Annotated in this window: 15 protein-coding genes; 2 read left to right on the top strand and 13 right to left on the bottom strand. The window is 60.7% G+C overall.

Annotated features, from left to right (window positions below; genetic code table 11):
• Positions 1-75: 75 nt before the first annotated feature.
• Together GCN78_RS22155 and GCN78_RS22150 are read left to right on the top strand one after the other, a co-directional pair.
• Positions 76-735, top strand: coding sequence for an FxDxF family PEP-CTERM protein (locus GCN78_RS22155; RefSeq protein ID WP_193316825.1), 660 nt, complete (start codon positions 76-78; stop codon positions 733-735).
• A 256-nt stretch (positions 736-991) separates the two neighbouring features.
• Complete coding sequence (locus GCN78_RS22150; protein WP_152253632.1) at positions 992-1,441, top strand: hypothetical protein; 450 nt, start codon at positions 992-994, stop codon at positions 1,439-1,441.
• Positions 1,442-1,806: 365 nt separating this feature from the next.
• Here GCN78_RS22150 and GCN78_RS22145 read toward each other — a convergent pair whose 3' ends face one another.
• From GCN78_RS22145 to rluB, 13 genes are all read right to left on the bottom strand, one after another.
• Positions 1,807-2,187, bottom strand: a complete 381-nt coding sequence (locus GCN78_RS22145; protein ID WP_152253631.1) for a hypothetical protein — start codon at positions 2,185-2,187, stop codon at positions 1,807-1,809.
• 161 nt (positions 2,188-2,348) lie between these two features.
• A complete protein-coding gene (locus GCN78_RS22140; protein ID WP_152253630.1) occupies positions 2,349-2,921 on the bottom strand; it encodes a hypothetical protein in 573 nt (190 codons plus the stop codon).
• Positions 2,922-3,089: 168 nt separating this feature from the next.
• A complete protein-coding gene (locus GCN78_RS22135) occupies positions 3,090-3,437 on the bottom strand; it encodes an energy transducer TonB (protein WP_193316824.1) in 348 nt (115 codons plus the stop codon).
• A 60-nt stretch (positions 3,438-3,497) separates the two neighbouring features.
• Positions 3,498-5,237: a methyl-accepting chemotaxis protein gene (locus GCN78_RS22130; protein ID WP_152253733.1), complete on the bottom strand. Its 1,740-nt coding sequence runs from the start codon at positions 5,235-5,237 to the stop codon at positions 3,498-3,500.
• 534 nt (positions 5,238-5,771) lie between these two features.
• Positions 5,772-6,233: a hypothetical protein gene (locus tag GCN78_RS22125; protein WP_152253629.1), complete on the bottom strand. Its 462-nt coding sequence runs from the start codon at positions 6,231-6,233 to the stop codon at positions 5,772-5,774.
• Positions 6,233-7,228, bottom strand: coding sequence for a tRNA dihydrouridine(20/20a) synthase DusA (gene dusA / locus GCN78_RS22120; protein ID WP_152253628.1), 996 nt, complete (start codon positions 7,226-7,228; stop codon positions 6,233-6,235). Before dusA ends, GCN78_RS22125 begins: the two co-directional genes overlap by 1 nt.
• Positions 7,229-7,347: 119 nt before the next feature.
• A complete protein-coding gene (gene typA / locus GCN78_RS22115) occupies positions 7,348-9,180 on the bottom strand; it encodes a translational GTPase TypA (protein WP_034760139.1) in 1,833 nt (610 codons plus the stop codon).
• 207 nt (positions 9,181-9,387) lie between these two features.
• A complete protein-coding gene (gene truB, locus GCN78_RS22110) occupies positions 9,388-10,323 on the bottom strand; it encodes a tRNA pseudouridine(55) synthase TruB (protein WP_152253627.1) in 936 nt (311 codons plus the stop codon).
• A gap of 2 nt (positions 10,324-10,325) precedes the next feature.
• Positions 10,326-10,742, bottom strand: coding sequence for a 30S ribosome-binding factor RbfA (gene rbfA / locus GCN78_RS22105; protein ID WP_152253626.1), 417 nt, complete (start codon positions 10,740-10,742; stop codon positions 10,326-10,328).
• A 114-nt stretch (positions 10,743-10,856) separates the two neighbouring features.
• Positions 10,857-13,715, bottom strand: coding sequence for a translation initiation factor IF-2 (infB, locus tag GCN78_RS22100; protein ID WP_034760145.1), 2,859 nt, complete (start codon positions 13,713-13,715; stop codon positions 10,857-10,859).
• Between the two features lie 46 nt (positions 13,716-13,761).
• On the bottom strand, positions 13,762-15,327 hold the full coding sequence (gene nusA / locus GCN78_RS22095) for a transcription termination factor NusA (protein ID WP_100429040.1): 1,566 nt from the start codon (positions 15,325-15,327) through the stop codon (positions 13,762-13,764).
• The gene (rimP, locus tag GCN78_RS22090) at positions 15,324-15,812 is read right to left on the bottom strand and encodes a ribosome maturation factor RimP (protein ID WP_035828693.1); all 489 of its coding nucleotides are present in this window, start codon (positions 15,810-15,812) and stop codon (positions 15,324-15,326) included. The genes nusA and rimP overlap by 4 nt, the downstream gene beginning before the upstream one ends.
• A gap of 344 nt (positions 15,813-16,156) precedes the next feature.
• A partial coding sequence (gene rluB, locus GCN78_RS22085) for a 23S rRNA pseudouridine(2605) synthase RluB (protein ID WP_152253625.1) occupies positions 16,157-17,890 on the bottom strand: 1,734 nt, incomplete at its 5' end.

The raw sequence follows: 17,890 nt of genomic DNA, 5'->3' as shown, positions 1-17,890 counted from the left end.
GTGATTTTTGGTGATATTCTTTAAATGTCATTTAGGAAACTAAATTATCTTTCAATCAATCAAGCGAGAACCCACATGAATACGCCAACCACCCTGCTGAAGATTGCCGCATTGGCCACCCTGGTCGCCACCGGCGGCGCCAACGCCGCGACCGAACTGGTGGTCAACGGCAGCTTTGAAAACAATGTCATCGCCTCAGCCTGGGCTCCGCTCAGCAGCGTGACAGGCTGGACCTCGTCTGCCAGCGGCAACTCGGCCTTTGAAATCCAGAAAGGCGCCACGCAAGGCGGCCAGAGCGGATTCAATCCCGTCGCCGCCAACGGCACGCAATACCTGGAACTGAATACGGATCGCCTGACATCCGTCTCGCAAGCCATCGCCACCACGGCTGGCGGCACGTATGCACTGTCGTTCGCCTACTCGGGCCGTCCCGATACCGCTGGCGGCGCAAACAGCCTGATGAATGTCTACTGGGGTTCGACCCTGCTCACGCCAACGGCCCTGGTTGGCAACACGAGCGGCGTGTGGCAAACCTACAGCCAGAACGTGACGGCGCTCGGCGCGTCGAGCCTGCTGCGCTTCGAATCGATCGGCCCGGTCTCCGCACCGACCTATGGTTCCTACCTGGATAATGTCTCGGTGATGGCTGCCGTGCCGGAACCGGAAACCTACGCCATGCTGCTGCTGGGCCTGGGCTTGCTGGGTTTCATGGCACGCCGCAAGCGCGCCGCCTGAATCTGACGTCGTCGCGCAAGCGCCGCCCCGCCACCTGGCCGGGCGGCTTTTCTCATGGAAAAACGGATGCATTTGCGCAGGAAATGTTGCCAAGAAGAATTAAATTGGCGCTACAATAGTGGGGTATCAAGCAATGCCAAGCATCGCTCCGCCAGGGCCCCTACCCCGCCCTGATCATCAGCACGCATTTTTTGAACAGGATGACTGGCGCCGCCGGGCCCGCTTGCGCTCCCGGCATGGCCACCACACACGTACCATGTCTGCAGAAAAAAACATCACCGAAACGAGTTCCTACGGCAAGGAAACCCCCGTGGGACGTCCCGACATCGATGGCCGCGCCGGCATTTTCGTGCCCACGGCGGAATTTGACATCGACAACACCACCACCATCCGCAAGGGCGCGGGCATTGTCGGCTTCGGCAACCTCGATGGCACCCTGACCGTGTATTTCGAAGCCAACCGCTTCGACGAAAGCAATCTGCACAAGTGGGAACACAAGGCGCGCAAGGCGTATGACCGCATGGTCATGGGCGCGCCCACGGTGTCGAAGGCGAAAATCGATGCGCGCATGCTGGAACAGGTCGGCATCATCGATGGCATGGGCATCAATCTCAAGCACCCGGAACGGCTGACGCAGTGGCTGGCGATCTCGAACGTGCCGGACACGGCGCCGGAAGAGCCGGTGGTGCGCTGGAAAAACCGCTAAGCGGCGGGAGAGCGAGGCGGGGCGCCAGTGACGAGGTGTTGTCCTACATCGTGGCGGACATTCATCCGATGCCCAAAAGCATTAATTCAACCTATGATGAAAGCCTCACCACACCGCATACTACTCAGGAGTACGACATGTCCCGCCTCATCCCGATCAGCTTTGGCGCCTTGCAAATAGGTCTGGCAGCGGCGGCGATGTACATCCTGTGCTCGGCGGACGTGCTGCACCAGGGTTCCGTCTACTTTCACTGAGTTCCACTGATTCAGCGCCCCGGCGCCGCCCGCCAATGACAAAGCGCGCCGTGCTTCGCATGGTACGAAGCACGGCGCGCTTACTCACACCTGATGAGCGGCGTTCGGTATCTAGCGACGGCCGTGGTAGCGTCCATGCCCGCCCCAGCCGCCACGGTGTCCACCGTAGCGCCCAAAGCCAAACACGAAATCCAGCCCGATCGATACGGGTGGATTGTAATAATACGGTTGCGGTGCATACACGGGCGCCGGCACATACACGGGTTGCTGCACGTACACAGGCTGCTGCACATACACGGGTTCATTCGTGTATTCCACGCGCGGTTCGCTCATCACGCGCCCCGACTGAACCGGCTCGGACGAGACCGTATGCCATTCATAGGGATTGTAGGCCCCCTGCGGCGCGCGCGAACCGTAATACGCGGGACCGGGGGGCGCCACGACGCAGCCACCCAGGGCGGCCAGCGACATTACTGCCAACAGGGTTTTCATTGCCATTCTCCTCGAGTACCAATTCTCTGCACTACCTTAATTAAGTACTATAAGAAATTACACGGGGCTTTGCTGCGCTTTTACCGATTGTTACACCCCGACGCACGCCGCAACATGAAATGTAGCAAAGCAGCCACAAGCGGCGGGCGCGGCATGTTTCCTCAAATAAATGGAATCGCGCACGCATCGATGGCCTTGCCGGCAGCATCGTAGCGCTGCACGCACACCTGGTAGCGCACGCCGTAATCGAGTTCGACCTGCTCGACCTTGCCATACTTCAATTTCCAGTCGGGCTGCACCTGTTGCCGGCCAGCCAGCGCGGCCACATCCTGCGGAATCGCCATCGCCGTCTGCGTCTCGCCCTGGCGCGCATCCTGGCGCCGCGCCACGTCCATCGATACGCTCACGGCCAGATCCACGCCCCCATCCACATAGCGCAAAGTCGGCGCGCCGCGCCATGCGCGCATCACGCCCCAGGCGCAAGCCTTGCCGCCCGCCTCGCATTGCTTCAGCTGCGCCAGCGGAAAATATTCAGGGGCAATCTTGCCATCCTTGATGGGCCAACTGGTGCGCACGCCGTCGCGCTTGCCCGTCAGGGGATTGTCCCAGCTCAGGCTATTGACGATGGCGACGGTCTGCCCCGCCTGCAAGCCCACGGGCGTGCCCAGCGATGCGCAGGCGGAAAGCAGCAAGCCGGTGGCGGCCAGGGAGGAAAGGGTCAGGATGCGCTGCATGGTAGGCCTCTTGTGGTGGGATATCCCGAAGGTATGTTTCGAGGGTAACAGAATCGGCGGCGACAGTGCCGTTGGCTGGCGCACATAACAGTACGGGCGGCACCCTTGCAGGCGCCGCCCGTAGCGGAGACGAGCATGCCGGGAGTCAGGCTCCCGGCGCTACGTGGATCAGTCCAGCTTCCAGGCGTAGTCGACCTTGGTCCAGGTTTGCGCCGCGGCGCCATCCTTGGTGCCCGGCTTGAACTTGCATGCGGACAGGGCCTTGATGGCGGCCTTGTCCAGGTTCTTGAAGCCGCTGCTCTTCTCGACTTTCGAATCGGCAACGCTACCATCGGCATTGACCAGGAAGGACATCGACACGGTGCCCTGCTCTTCGTTCATCAGCGAGGCTTTCGGATAGTCGGCCTTGCAGTTCTTGGAATCGAACGACGCCGGCACCTCGGCAGCGAAGGCTGCGGAAGAAACGGACACCAGCAAGGCTGCTGCAACACTCATCAAACGCTTATTCTCAAACATGTGCTTCCCCATGATTATCAGATACGGTAATTACAATTTCCTGTGCGCTGTTAGCCGCGCTTAAAACTCTTCCCAATCGTCATTGCTGCCGGCGCCTGCCGCCTTGCGCGGCGCAGGAGCGGCCACGGGAGCGGCCGCTTCCGCCTTGCGGGTCAGCGACTTGACCGGGCGCAATGCCGGCGCCGGCTTGCGCACGGCAACAGGTGCGGCGGCAACGGGAACCGGCACATACGCTGCCGGCTTCTCTTCGCCTTCGACCAGTTTGAAGATGCTGACCACGTGGGCCAGTTCGGCCGCCTGGTCCTGCAAGCTTTGCGCCGCGGCGGCCGCCTGCTCCACCAGGGCCGCATTCTGCTGCGTCATGCCATCCATCTCGATGATCGACAGGTTGACTTGTTCGATGCCGGCGCTCTGTTCCTGGCTGGCACTGGCGATCTCGCTCATGATGTCGGTTACGCGACGCACGCTGTCGACCACTTCGCCCATCGTCACGCCAGCCTGGCCGACCAGGCGCGTACCGCGTTCCGTCTTCTCGGCCGAATCGTCGATGAGGATCTTGATTTCCTTGGCCGCGCCAGCGGAACGCTGGGCCAGGTTGCGCACTTCCGACGCCACCACGGCAAAGCCGCGGCCTTGCTCGCCGGCACGTGCCGCTTCCACGGCCGCGTTCAGCGCCAGGATGTTGGTCTGGAAGGCGATGCCATCGATGACGCCGATGATGTCGACAATTTTCTTCGCCGACTCATTGATCGAGCTCATGGTGTCAACCACTTGCGACACCACGGAGCCGCCCTTCAGGGCCACGTCCGACGCCGTGGCGGCCAGCTTGTTGGCTTCGCGCGCATTGTCCGCATTCTGTTTCACGGTCGAGGTCAGCTCTTCCATGGCCGACGCCGTTTTTTCCAGCGCGCTGGCCTGCATTTCCGTACGCGACGACAGGTCGATATTGCCGTCGGCGATCTCGCGCGACGCCGTGCCGATGGTTTCCGTACCGACGCGCACCTGGCCGACGATGCCCACCAGGCTGTTACGCATTTCCTTCATTTCCGCCAGCAGGCTGGACGTATCGGAAGGCTGGGTATGGATACCGATCGACAGGTCGCCATTGGCGATGCTGCCGGCGATCGATGCCGTGTAGTCGGGTTCGCCGCCCAGCTGTTTCAGCAGGCCGCGGGTGATCACCAGTGCCGCCGCCACGCCCATCGCCACGGCCAGTACGCCGAGGATGATCATGAACAGGCGCGCGCTGTCGAAGGCCTTGCGGGCATCCGATTGCATCTGCTCATTGAGCTTGTCTTCCAGCACGGCCAGTTGCTCCAGCGCTTCCATCCATTTTTTCTGTACCGGGCGGATTTCCTTGATCATCACGCGCGTGGCGCCTTCCGCATCGTTGGCCATCCACAGGGCCGACGCCTTGGCGATGGCCGGCATGGCAGCCGCTTCGTATTCCTTGATCGAGGTCAGCAAGGCTTTCTCTTCAGGAGTCGACTCGACGGCGAATTTCTCTTCGAGCTTCTTCTGCGTTTCCTGATAGGTGGTCGTTTGCGTCTTGATACGCGCCATTTCCGGCTCCATATCGCTCGCGTCGGTCATCAGGGTCAGGATGCGCAGCGAGGTGATGCGGTCGCTGACGTTGCCACGCATGTCGATCACCAGGCGGGTGACGACGTTGTTGACATTGATCACGTGATCGAGACGTTCCTGGATTTGCGCCATGCGCGCGATGCCGAGGACGGTCACGGCCACCAGCAGAACCAGTACCAGGGCGAAACCCAGGCCCAGGCGGGTACCAACCTTCATTTTTGCTAAATTCATTTCGGCTCTTCGTAAATGAAACTATTGATAAGGATTTTTGCCCGGCACGACAAGACGAAGGCTGCGCAACACCGGTATCCGCCCTTACCCATTGGTATGCTGGCGGTATCCGGCCGCACGCAGCCTGGGGTACTTCCTGATCTACAACAGCCCTGAAAACGCCAGTGACTGCGAATGCAAATTTGTTCCACATACTGAAAATTTGACACCGTTGATGTGAGATCAACATCAAACATTCATATGAGAAATATTTGTCTATAATCAATTATAGGTGTAAATTTTGCCTCAAAGCAAGCAATAAGTACCTGAATAAATAGCAGATTAACTTTCTTCGGGGAAATGGCAACAACGCCGATTCTTGCCTCTTAGAAATGCCCCATGGCAGTGCGGGCATGCGCCGAAACAGCGCATTTACAACACATGGCATAGCCAAAAAACATCGTATCGGGAGGGGTACTCAGAGGAAGGGGGCGTGCGGACAATACCACTGCGTCCGCGCAGCGGTATAGACAAGTTGGATCAGCGGTCCCAGCTGCAATGCATCACATAGGCGTGACGCTCTGTGCCAAAGACAAAGACGCTCCAGATGGCGCCCAATTGTCCAGCCAGGCTGCGCTGACCGGACGATACCAGTTGATACCAGCGGGGTTCGCCGCCCAGCAGTTCGGCCAATTCCCGCTCGAAACCGTCGAACAGGCGCGCGTCGAGCGGCTGGCGGTCCACCTCGCTCGTCGGGTTCAAGCGCTCCAGCAGCCACTGGCGCGGCGTGCACAGGACGCCGCTGGACGCGACCGTCCCGATCGGCTGCAGGCGTACAGCGTCCGGCGGCAGCCGCAGCGCGCGGCACACGGCGTCGAAGGACGCCTGCGGCGCCAGCGCGCCCAGATAGGAACAGCCGAAGAGGCTGCCGTCATCCTTGAGCGCGCTGACGGCCAGCAGATAGCCGTCAATCAGGCGCGCCTGGCCGTGGAAGTCTTCCATTACGCCGGCAAGGACAGGCGCGCCGCCGCTTCCAGCAGCAAACGCGGGTCGCCCGACGCCAGCTTCTTCGAATCGGACAGGGTCTGGCGGAAGCCGCGCGCGCCGGGCAGGTTTTGCATCAGGCCCAGCATGTGGCGCGTGACGCTGTTCAGTTTCAAGCGCCCCGCTTCCTTCTCCAGCTGCGCGCTGATATACGGAATCATCGCTTCGAGCACCTGTTCGCGCGTTTTGACGGGAGCGTCGTCGCCGTAATAGCGCTGGTCGAACTGTGCCATCACGTAGGGGTTGTGATACGCCTCGCGGCCCAGCATCACGCCATCGAGGTGCTGCAGGTGCAGATCGATCTCGTCCAGAGTCTTGATGCCGCCATTGATGATGAACTCGAACTGGGGGAAGTCGCGTTTCAAGCGATAGGCGTAATCGTATTTCAGGGGCGGCACTTCGCGGTTTTCCTTCGGGCTCAGGCCTTTCAGGATGGCGTTGCGCGCATGCACGATAAACGTCTTGCAGCCGGCATCGGCCACGGTGCCGACGAAGTCGCGCACGAAGTCGTACGATTCGCTGTCATCGATGCCGATGCGGTGTTTCACCGTCACGTCGATATCGACCACGTCGCGCATGGCTTTCACGCAGTCGGCCACCAGTTGCGGCTCGGCCATCAGGCAGGCGCCAAACGCGCCCTTCTGCACGCGCTCGGAAGGGCAGCCGCAATTGAGGTTGACCTCGTCGTAGCCCCACTGCTGGCCCAGCTTGGCGCTGGTGGCCAGGTCTGTCGGGTCGCTGCCGCCCAGCTGCAGCGCCACCGGATGCTCTTCCTCATTGAAGCGCAGATGGCGCTCCACGTCGCCGTACACGAGCGCGCCCGTCGTCACCATCTCGGTGTAGAGCCAGGTGTGGCGCGTGATTTCGCGGTGGAACTTGCGGCAATGGCGGTCGGTCCAGTCCATCATCGGGGCGACGGACAGGCGGCGGGAAGGCAAAGAAGAGGAAGTCATGGTGTCTACAAAAAACAGGAGCTGCAAATGACAAACCCGCTGCGCGCCTCACCGGTGAAGGAAAGGCGGAGCAACGGGCTTGAGCGTGGCATGGCCCGCAGGCCATGCGCTACAACAGATTACGAATCACGCGACGCTTTTTTACGCTCGTGCTCTTTCAGGAAGCGCTTGCGCAGACGGATCGATTTAGGCGTGATTTCCACCAGTTCGTCGTCCTCGATGAATTCGACCGCGTATTCCAGCGACATCTGAATTGGCGGTACCAGGCGCACCGCTTCGTCGGTACCCGACGAACGCACGTTGGTCAGCTGCTTGCCCTTGATCGGGTTGACGACCAGGTCGTTGTCGCGCGAGTGGATACCGATGACCATGCCTTCGTAGACCGGGTCATTGTGCGACACGAACATGCGGCCGCGGTCTTGCAGTTTCCAGATGGCGTAAGCAACGGCGGCGCCGTCATCTTGCGAGATCAGCACGCCGTTACGACGGCCAGCCATTTCGCCACGGGTGTTGTCGACTGGCGCGTATTCATGGAATACGTGGCTCATCAGGCCCGTACCGCGGGTCAGGGTCATGAATTCGCCCTGGAAGCCGATCAGGCCACGCGCCGGGATCAGGTACTCGAGACGCACGCGGCCCTTGCCATCCGATTCCATGTTTTGCAGGTCGCCACGACGACGGCCCAGTTCTTCCATGACGCCGCCCTGGTTGACTTCTTCCACGTCAACCGACAGGTTTTCAAACGGCTCGTGGCGCACGCCATCGACCATTTTGAAGACCACGCGTGGACGCGACACGGCCAGCTCGAAGCCTTCGCGACGCATGTTTTCGATCAGAATCGTCAGGTGCAGCTCGCCGCGGCCCGATACTTCAAAGATCGTGTCGTCGTCGGTTGGTGCCACGCGCAGAGCAACGTTGGCTTTCAATTCTTTTTCCAGACGGTCACGCAGTTGACGCGAGGTCACGAACTTACCTTCGCGGCCAGCCAGCGGCGAGTTGTTGACCATGAAGTTCATGGTCAGGGTTGGCTCGTCGACGGTCAGCATCGGCAGCGCTTCCGGGGTGTCCAGTGCGCACAGGGTCGAACCGATGCCGATTTCGTCGATACCGTTGATCAGGCAGATGTCGCCGGCAACGGCTTCGTCCACCAGCACGCGCTCCAGGCCCTTGAAGTTCAGCACCTGGTTGATGCGGCCCTTGATCGGGGTCGCGCCTGGGCCATTGATGACCAGCACGTCTTGACCAACTTTAACGGTACCGCGGTTGACGCGGCCAATGCCGATCTTGCCGACGTACGACGAGTAGTCCAGCGAGGTGATCTGCATTTGCAGCGGACCTTCCGGATTGTCGTCACGTACTGGAACGTGTTCCAGGATGGCGTCGAACATCGGCTTCATGTCGCCGCCGCGCACGTCTTCGGTCAGGCCGGCATAGCCGTTCAGGCCCGAAGCGTAAATGATAGGGAAATCCAGTTGTTCGTCGGTCGCGCCCAGCTTGTCGAACAGTTCGAACGTCTGGTTGATGGCCCAGTCCGGACGTGCGCCTGGACGGTCGATCTTGTTGACGATCACGATAGGCTTCAGACCCAGTGCCAGCGCCTTGCGCGTGACGAAACGGGTTTGCGGCATCGGGCCTTCCTGTGCATCGATCAGCAGCAGAACCGAGTCAACCATCGACAGAACACGTTCCACTTCGCCGCCGAAGTCGGCGTGGCCTGGGGTGTCGACGATGTTGATGTGGGTGCCTTCGTACTCAACAGCGCAGTTCTTCGACAGAATCGTAATGCCGCGCTCCTTTTCCAGGTCGTTCGAGTCCATGACTCGGGTGTCGACCGCTTGGTTTTCACGGAAGGTGCCGGACTGGCGCAGCAGCTGATCCACCAGCGTGGTTTTGCCGTGGTCAACGTGGGCGATAATGGCGATATTACGAATTGCGCGTTTTGTATTTGACATGGTCGTAGTAGTTACTGAAAAACTGCGGAGTGCGTACAAGGTGTACGAGATACCCGAATGCTAATCTATTTCCGGAACCGCGTAGTATAGCATGTTGCGTTGCAACGCTATCTAAAAATGCTGGCGGCTCCCACAGTCGGGGACGGTTTGTTTAAAAAAGCGACACTGTTTGACGAGTGTCGCTGGGTAATGTGACGTTGCTGTGACTTATTGATGCGCCGTGGCAATGAGCCTCTCGGGCGCCAGGATGCTGTATTCCTGCAACTGGCCCGTGCCCAGCAATTTGCTGTCGTGATACACGCGCACCCTGCCCGGTTCGGCTGGCACGGCGACGTCTTCCTTGCCCAGCGCGATGCGCTGGCCATGCAGGAAACGCTTGGCCAATTCTTCCGTCAGCTGGACGGCGGGGAAACTCGACAATAATGCATCGACGGGCGCCAGCAAGCTCAACGGCTCGGCATGCGCCGTCAGCGCATCCAGGGTCACGACGCCATCGAGCGTCAGATTGCCCACCTGCGTGCGGCGCAAGGCGTTCAGATGGCCGCCGCAACCGAGGGCATGGCCGATGTCTTCGCCCAGCACGCGGATATACGTGCCTTTGCTGCACATCACCGACAATTTCAGGAACGGGGCTTCATAGCCGAGAAACTCGAGCTTGTGGATGGTCACCGGGCGCGCTTCGCGCTCCAGGGTGATGCCTGCCCTTGCATACTCATATAAGGGCTTGCCGTCTCTTTTCAGGGCCGAGTACATGGGCGGCGTCTGCAGGATCGGCCCGCGGAACCGCGCCAGCACGGCTTCGATCTGCTCTTGCGTGACGTTGACGTCGCGCGTTTCCAGCACGTCGCCCTCGGTATCGCCCGTATCCGTCGTCTGCCCCAGGTGCACCAGGGTTTCGTAGGTCTTGTCGGCTTCCAGCAAGTCTTGCGAGAACTTCGTCGCCTCGCCAAAGCACAGCGGCAGCAAACCCGTGGCGAACGGATCCAGGGTGCCCGTATGCCCCGCCTTCTTCGCGTTCAGCACGCGCTTGGCCTTGATCAGGGCATCGTTGCTGGACCAGCCGACGGGCTTATCCAGCAGCAAGACGCCATCGACCAGGTCGCGCACCCGCTTGATGCCCGGTGGTTTCTTCGGACCCGCCACTGTTATTGCTCGTCCGTCTCGGGTTTCGCGTCCGGCTCGGCGTCGGCCGCGCGCGTGGCGTTGGCCTTGTCGATCAGCAAGGACATTTCCATGCCGCGCGATGTCGAGCTGTCGTGCACGAAATGCAGCATCGGCAAGGTGTGGATGTGCAGGCGCTTGCCCAGCAAGCCACGGATGAAGCCAGACGCGGCCATCAGGCCTTCGGTGGTGTTCTTAATGGCTTCCTTGCTGTCTTTCAACATCGTGAAAAACACCTTGGCGTGCGCGTAGTCGGGCGTGATCTGCACTTCGGTGATGGTGATCATCGTGCCGACGCGCGGATCCTTCAATTCGTAGGCGACGATTTCAGCCAGATCGCGCTGGATCTGGTCGGCCACGCGCAAGCCGCGCGCTGGCATGGTTTTGCTATGTTTAGCCATGATTTTATGCTGTCCTAAGTGCCGCAGGGCGCATGGGTCAAACGGTTGCCCGTTGACCAATGCGCCCCACGTGTTTGCGCGGACATCACTATGTCCGCGCCATTGCTGCTGTGATTACAGGGTACGAGCGATTTCCTGGACTTCGAATACTTCCAGCGTGTCGCCAACCTGAATGTCGTTGTAGTTCTTCAGCGACAGGCCGCACTCCAGACCGGCGCGAACTTCTTTCGCATCGTCCTTGAAGCGTTTCAGGGAGTCGATCTCGCCGCTCCACACCACGATGTTGTTGCGCAACAGGCGGACGGAAGAAGCACGCTTGACCACGCCATCGGTGACCAGGCAACCGGCAATCGCGCCCACTTTCGAGACCAGGATAACCTGGCGGATCTCGACCTGGCCGATGACGGTTTCGCGTTTCTCTGGTGCCAACATGCCCGACAACGCCGATTTGATCTCGTCGATCGCATCGTAAATGATGTTGTAGTAGCGAATGTCCACGCCATTCGACTCGGCCAGCTTGCGTGCCTGGGCATCAGCACGGGCGTTAAAGCCGATGATGACCGCTTTCGAGGCGACTGCCAGGTTGACGTCCGATTCCGTGATGCCGCCGACAGCGGCGTGAACCACTTGTACGCGCACTTCGGAAGTCGACAGTTTCTGCAGCGAGCCAACCAGCGCTTCTTGCGAACCTTGCACGTCGGTTTTGATGATCAATGGCAAGTTTTTCACTTCGCCTTCGGCCATCTGGTCGAACATGTTTTCCAGTTTCGCCGCTTGCTGTTTCGCCAGTTTCACGTCGCGGAACTTACCTTGACGGAACAGACCGATTTCACGCGCCTTGCGCTCGTCAGCCATGACGACGACTTCTTCACCGGCAACCGGCACTTCCGTCAAGCCCTGGATTTCGACCGGAATCGAAGGACCCGCTTCAGCGATGGACTTGCCGTTCTCGTCCAGCATGGCGCGAACACGGCCATACGAAGAGCCAGCCAGAATCACGTCGCCGCGTTTCAGGGTACCGGACTGCACCAGGATCGTCGCGACAGGACCACGGCCCTTGTCCAGACGTGCCTCGACTACCAGGCCGCGCGCAGGCGCATCGACCGGTGCCGTCAGTTCCAGCACTTCGGCTTGCAACAGCACTTGTTCCAGCAGGTCGTCGATACCCTGACCCGTTTTGGCCGAGACCGGCACGAATGGCGATTCGCCACCGTATTCTTCCGGCACGACTTGCTCGGCGACCAGTTCCTGCGTCACGCGGTCCACGTTGCCACCTGGTTTGTCGACCTTGTTGATCGCCACCACCAGCGGTACGCCGGCTGCTTTCGCATGGGCAATCGCTTCTTTCGTTTGCGGCATCACGCCATCGTCGGCGGCAACCACCAGAATGACGATGTCGGTTGCCTTGGCGCCACGGGCACGCATCGCGGTAAACGCTTCGTGGCCCGGGGTGTCGAGGAAGGTGATCATGCCGCGTGGCGTATCGACGTGGTAAGCGCCGATATGCTGCGTAATGCCACCCGCTTCGCCGGAGGCAACCTTGGCACGACGAATATAGTCGAGCAGCGAGGTCTTGCCGTGGTCGACGTGACCCATGACGGTGACCACCGGTGCGCGCGGCTTGGTTTCGAAGTGCGCGTGTTCGCCCACGTCGGCCAGCAGCGCTTCCGGATCGTCCAGTTCGGCGGCGAACGCCTTGTGGCCCATTTCTTCCACCAGAATCATGGCGGTTTCCTGGTCCAGCACCTGGTTGATCGTGCACATCTGGCCCAATTTCATCAAATGCTTGATGACTTCGGATGCCTTGACGGACATCTTGTGTGCCAGTTCGGCCACGGTGATCGTTTCCGGTACGTGCACGTCCTTGACGACGGCTTCCGTCGGCGCCTGGAAGTTCGATTCACGGTCGTCATGGTGCGTCGGGCGACGGCCCTTCGCGCCACCGCGCCAGCTGTCACGGCCGCCTGGGCCGCTGTTGCCGCGTGGCTTGGGACCACCGGTGGTGCCGCGTTTTTTCGCGTCATCGGACCAGGTGGACGACACATTGGCCGACTTGATGGATTTCTTGTCTGCAACAGCAGGCTTCTTGTCGCCCGGCTTGTCGCCAGGTTTCTTGTCAGCAGGCTTGTGCAGGGTGCCTTCCGGCGCCTTTGGCTTGACCGGAACCGGTACGGGTTCCGGTGCCTTGATGGCGCGGCGTGGCGCGTTCATCATGGCCTTGATCTGGGCGACTTCGTCGGCAACGGCCTTGCGTGCACGCTCGGTGGCTTCCGCTTTGTCAGCGGCTTCCTTGGCAGCAACAGCAGCGGCGGCAGCTTTCTTCTTCGCTTCTTCAGCGGCGGCGGCTTTTTTCGCTTCGGCGGCGGCGTCATCAACGACAGGCGCGGCGGCGCTGGCGGCAGGCGCGGCGGCAGCCTTGGCGGCCGCTTTCTTCGCTTCCGCTTCCGCTTCTTTCTTCGCGGCCAACTCAGCCTGTTGCGTGGCTTTCGCCTGGGCTTCTTTTTCCGCGTCGAGCTTGGCCAGACGTTCTTGCTTTTCGCGCAGATCGGCTTCCTGGCGGGCGATCAGTTCAGCCTGTTTACGGGCTTCTTCTTCACGGCGCGCCACGTCGGCGGGATCGATCACCGGTGCGGCAGGCGCGACCGGTTCTGCTGCGACCGGCGCAGCTTCGTCACGCTGGACGAAAGTGCGTTTCTTGCGCACTTCCACCTGGATGGTGCGCGATTTGCCGGTGGCGTCAGCTTGCTTGATCTCAGTCGTTTCCTTGCGGGTCACGGTGATTTTTTTCTTTTCTGTGTCAGCCGCTGCGCCGTGTGTGCGGCGCAGATGATCCAAAAGCTTGTCCTTATCATCTTTCGACAATGGATCTGACGTCGAACTTTTCTCGACGCCGGCAGAACGCAGCTGCGTCAGCAGCAAATCTGCAGGCATCTTCAGTTCGGTGGCAAATTGGGCTACGTTGTTACTCGCCATTCAGTCCTCTTTTCTATGTGTCGCGGAGATGATAAAGATACTCAAATTAAGCCTTTGCGGATTCGGCCAGACTCCATGCCTTGGCTTGCAACGCCTTGGCACGATCGTCGTATTTCGAGTCAACCAACTTCATCTCATCGTCGGTCACATCTTTAAATTCACTTGTAATCAGTTCACGCGCACGGTCCGCAGACAAGGCCAGGATTGCGCCAAATTCGTCGTATGCCAGTGCTGCAAATGCTTCAACGGTCTTGATACCAGCCAGACCCAGCTTGCCGGCGGTAATGCGGTCCATGCCTTCCAGACCGACCAACGCCTCGTCCATGCCTTCCAGACCCTCTTCCGAAGCAATCGCTTCGGTCACGAGCGCATCACGCGCACGGGTACGGAGTTCATTGACGGTATCTTCGTCAAACGATTCGATTTCCAGCATTTCGGAAATTGGCACGTAAGCGATTTCTTCCAGACTGGCGAAACCTTCTTCCACCAGAATATCGGCCACTTCCTGGTCGACATCGAGCTTTTCCATGAATAGGATGCGCACGGCAGCCGTTTCCTGGGCAGCTTTGTCAGCCGATTCTTCGGCCGTCATGATGTTGATCTTCCAGCCGGTCAGGTCCGAGGCCAGGCGCACGTTCTGGCCGGAACGGCCGATCGCGATTGCCAGGTTTTCTTCGTCCACGACGACATCCATCGCGTGTTTTTCTTCATCGACCATGATCGACGACACGTTCGCCGGCGCCAGGGCGCCGATGACGAACTGCGCCGGATCTTCCGACCACAGCACGATGTCGACGCGTTCGCCACCGAGTTCGCCGGTGACGGCCTGCACGCGCGAACCGCGCATGCCGACGCAAGTACCGATCGGGTCGATGCGCTTGTCGGCCGTGTAGACGGCGATCTTGGCGCGTACGCCGGCATCGCGGGCTGCGGATTTGATTTCCAGCATGCCTTGCTCGATTTCCGGCACTTCCAGTTCAAACAGCTTCATGATGAATTCCGGCGCGGTGCGCGACAGAATCACTTGCGGGCCGCGCATGTTGCGGTCGATGCGCAAGATGAATGCACGCACACGGTCGCCGATACGCAGATTCTCTTTCGGAATCATCTGGTCGCGTGGCAGACGCGCTTCGATCTTGCCCGATTCGACGATGGCGTCGCCGCGTTCCATGCGCTTGATGGTGCCGGTGACGAGCGAATCGCCGCGTTCCAGGAAGTCGACCAGGATCTGTTCGCGTTCGGCGTCACGTACGCGCTGCAGGACGACCTGTTTGGTATCCTGGGCGAAGCGGCGGCCGAATTCAACGGATTCGATCGGCTCTTCGATGTGGTCATCGACTTCGATATCGGGAATCTGTTCTTTTGCCTCGAAATGCAGGATCTCCTGATCCGGCAATTGCAGGCCTGCTTCATCGGGCACCACGTGCCAGCGGCGGAACGATTCGAATTCGCCCGTTTCGCGGTCGATCGAAACGCGGATGTCTACCTCACCCTCATACCGTTTCTTCGTGGCTTGCGCCAACGCGAATTCGAGGGCGCCGAAGACGACATCTTTATCGACGTTTTTTTCGCGCGCCAGCGCGTCAACCAATAATAAAACTTCGCGGCTCATGCTTTGCGTCCCTTAAAAACCACCTGCGGCACCAAGCGTGCCTTATCCACATCCGCGAGCGTAAACTCCAACATCGCCGGACCATCCTTACCTTCAAATTCCAACGACAATTTATCGCCCACGGGTTCTTGCAAGATCCCCTGGAACGATTTCCGGTTGTTCGTACCCGGCATCGCCACCATCAGCTTGACGATGATTTCCTGGCCTGCGAAACGGACAAAGTCTTCCAGCTTGCGCACCGGACGATCCAGACCCGGGGAAGAAATCTCGAGACGTTCGTAAGGAACGTTCTCTACCGTCAACACATGCGATAACTGGTGACTCACCGTGGCACAGTCTTCGACCGTGATCGGACCTTTTTCAGCGGCATCGGCGGCGCTGAAATCAATAAAGACGCGCAGCAGTCCGCGCTCGGCACGTTCGACATCAACGAGCTCATAGCCCAGACCTGTAACTGTCTTTTCAATTAATCCCAACTGCTGCAAGAAATTCTCCAGAAATAAGGCCCGTTTTCGGCATGCCAGCGCCGCATCGGGCGCCTACAACATGCAAAAACACGCATTCAAGTCATATATGGCCCCTTGCGGAGCCATTACAAACGGTTCAACAAAAAAAAAATGGGCATCTGCCCATCTTCTTGTATTTCCCCAACCAGATGAAAGCACTCCCCACCAAACAACCCTGCGGAGAACTTTTATTAGGCTGCAGATTATAACCTCTTATTAACTTCGCCGCAATGCCGCACGCAAGGAGCGGCCCGGCTTACAACAGTTACAAGAGCGCGCACCCGCCGCAGATTGGCGGGCGCGCAAGAAGAAACGCTTCCGAATTAACCTTTGCTGCGGCGGCGCGGCATGCCATCCATGCCGCCACGATCCATGCCGCCACGCGGCTGGCCACCGGAACGCGCCTGACCACCGGCACCACCGCCGGCATTGCGGCGCGGACCCGTGTTGGCGAAGCCGAAGGTCGTTTGCAGCGGATCGGGCTGACGCGGACCACGTTGCGGCGCGCGGCCTTCGCCACCCGGACGGCCTTGACCCTGACCGGCGGCGCGCGGAGCACGGCCTTGCGGCGCACCTTCGAACGATGCCGACGAGCGGGGCTGGCCACCCTGGAACGGGCCTTGCGGCTGTCCACGGCCCGGACCACGCGCATCGCCTGGACGGCCGGCGCCGCCTGGGCGACCCTGGCCTTGCGGGCGGGCAAACTGGCCTTGCGGCTGGCCACGACGCGGCGCGACCGGGAACGGATCGGCGTTGCGGTTGCTCACGTCGATGCGGTTGCCATTCGGCTCGTCATCGCGGCTCGCCTTGCGCGCTTCGCGGCCCTTGGCGGCGCCAGCGGCACGGGGGTCGCCCGATGCCGGCATTTTCTTTTCGATGCCGTAGGCGGTCAGCAGGTCGCGCACGGTGTTTTCATCCATCTCTTCCCAGCGGCCGCGTTTCAGGCCGCTCGGCAGGGTCATGGCGCCGTAGCGGGTACGGATCAGGCGCGAGACGGTCAGGCCGATGGCTTCGAACATGCGGCGTACTTCGCGGTTACGGCCTTCGCCGATCACCACGCGGTACCACTTGTTGATGCCTTCGCCGCCGCCATCGGCGATCTTCGAGAACTGCGCCAGGCCGTCTTCCAGCTCGACGCCGGCCAGCAGCTTCTGGCGCATGCCCTCTTCCAGCTCGCCCAGGGTACGCACGGCGTACTCGCGGTCGATGCCGTAGCGCGGGTGCATCAGGCGGTTGGCCAGGTCACCGGAGGTGGTAAACAGCAGCAAGCCTTCCGTGTTGAAGTCAAGGCGGCCAACGGCCAACCACTTGCCCGCCTTCATGGTCGGCAGGCGGTCGAACACGGAAGGACGGCCGTCCGGATCGTTATGGCTGACGATTTCGCCGGCCGGTTTGTGGTAGACCAAGACGCGTGGCGGCTTCTTGCTGACGCGGCGCTGGATCAACTTGCCATTGATGCGCACGTGGTCGGTCGGCAGGATGCGCTGGCCGATGTGGGCCGGCTCGCCATTGACGGACACGCGACCCGAAATGATCAAGTCTTCCATGTCGCGGCGCGAACCGAGACCGGCTTCGGCCAGCACCTTATGCAGCTTCGGCGCATCGTCGTCGGAGGTCAGGTCGCGGCGTACGGCCGCTTTTTGCACGCGGCCCGTGCCGCCTTCTTCGCTGTCGAAAGCGTCGGAGGTGACGAACGAGAACACGGCGTCGGCGTCGCTGACCTTGCCTGGCGCAGCCTGGCGGCCCTTGCCTTTTTTACGGCTCTTGCCCGCATTCTTGCCGGCGCCCGGCACGTCGTTGCGCGGACCGCGCGGCAGGCGTGGACCGGACACGAGGTTGCCTTCGGCATCGAACACGTCGGCGACAGGCGCCGCAGCTTGCTCGGCGGCAGGCGCGGCAGCAGCCGTCTCGGCCGCCTGCGGCGCTTCGGCGCGCGGCGGCTGGCGCAATGCGCGCTCCGCCTGCACGCCACGCATCTGACGCGGACCGCGGGTAGCACGTGCTTCGGCCGGCTTGTCGGCGGCGGTTTCCGGCGCCGTTTCAGCGACGGCGGCAGC

Source organism: Janthinobacterium rivuli (assembly GCF_009208735.1).
Lineage (GTDB): Bacteria > Pseudomonadota > Gammaproteobacteria > Burkholderiales > Burkholderiaceae_D > Janthinobacterium.
The sequence above is the reverse complement of the archived record's forward strand: the minus strand, read 5'-3'. Positions and strand labels throughout refer to the sequence as shown.

What these genes read in the sequence shown, in the direction of transcription:
- GCN78_RS22155 (WP_193316825.1), top strand. Translation starts at nt 76, where the DNA reads ATGAATACGCCAACCACCCTGCTGAAGATTGCCGCATTGGCCACCCTG.
- GCN78_RS22150 (WP_152253632.1), top strand. Translation starts at nt 992, where the DNA reads ATGTCTGCAGAAAAAAACATCACCGAAACGAGTTCCTACGGCAAGGAA.
- GCN78_RS22145 (WP_152253631.1), bottom strand. Translation starts at nt 2,187, where the DNA reads ATGAAAACCCTGTTGGCAGTAATGTCGCTGGCCGCCCTGGGTGGCTGC.
- GCN78_RS22140 (WP_152253630.1), bottom strand. Translation starts at nt 2,921, where the DNA reads ATGCAGCGCATCCTGACCCTTTCCTCCCTGGCCGCCACCGGCTTGCTG.
- GCN78_RS22135 (WP_193316824.1), bottom strand. Translation starts at nt 3,437, where the DNA reads ATGTTTGAGAATAAGCGTTTGATGAGTGTTGCAGCAGCCTTGCTGGTG.
- GCN78_RS22130 (WP_152253733.1), bottom strand. Translation starts at nt 5,237, where the DNA reads ATGAAGGTTGGTACCCGCCTGGGCCTGGGTTTCGCCCTGGTACTGGTT.
- GCN78_RS22125 (WP_152253629.1), bottom strand. Translation starts at nt 6,233, where the DNA reads ATGGAAGACTTCCACGGCCAGGCGCGCCTGATTGACGGCTATCTGCTG.
- dusA (WP_152253628.1), bottom strand. Translation starts at nt 7,228, where the DNA reads ATGACTTCCTCTTCTTTGCCTTCCCGCCGCCTGTCCGTCGCCCCGATG.
- typA (WP_034760139.1), bottom strand. Translation starts at nt 9,180, where the DNA reads ATGTCAAATACAAAACGCGCAATTCGTAATATCGCCATTATCGCCCAC.
- rbfA (WP_152253626.1), bottom strand. Translation starts at nt 10,742, where the DNA reads ATGGCTAAACATAGCAAAACCATGCCAGCGCGCGGCTTGCGCGTGGCC.
- infB (WP_034760145.1), bottom strand. Translation starts at nt 13,715, where the DNA reads ATGGCGAGTAACAACGTAGCCCAATTTGCCACCGAACTGAAGATGCCT.
- nusA (WP_100429040.1), bottom strand. Translation starts at nt 15,327, where the DNA reads ATGAGCCGCGAAGTTTTATTATTGGTTGACGCGCTGGCGCGCGAAAAA.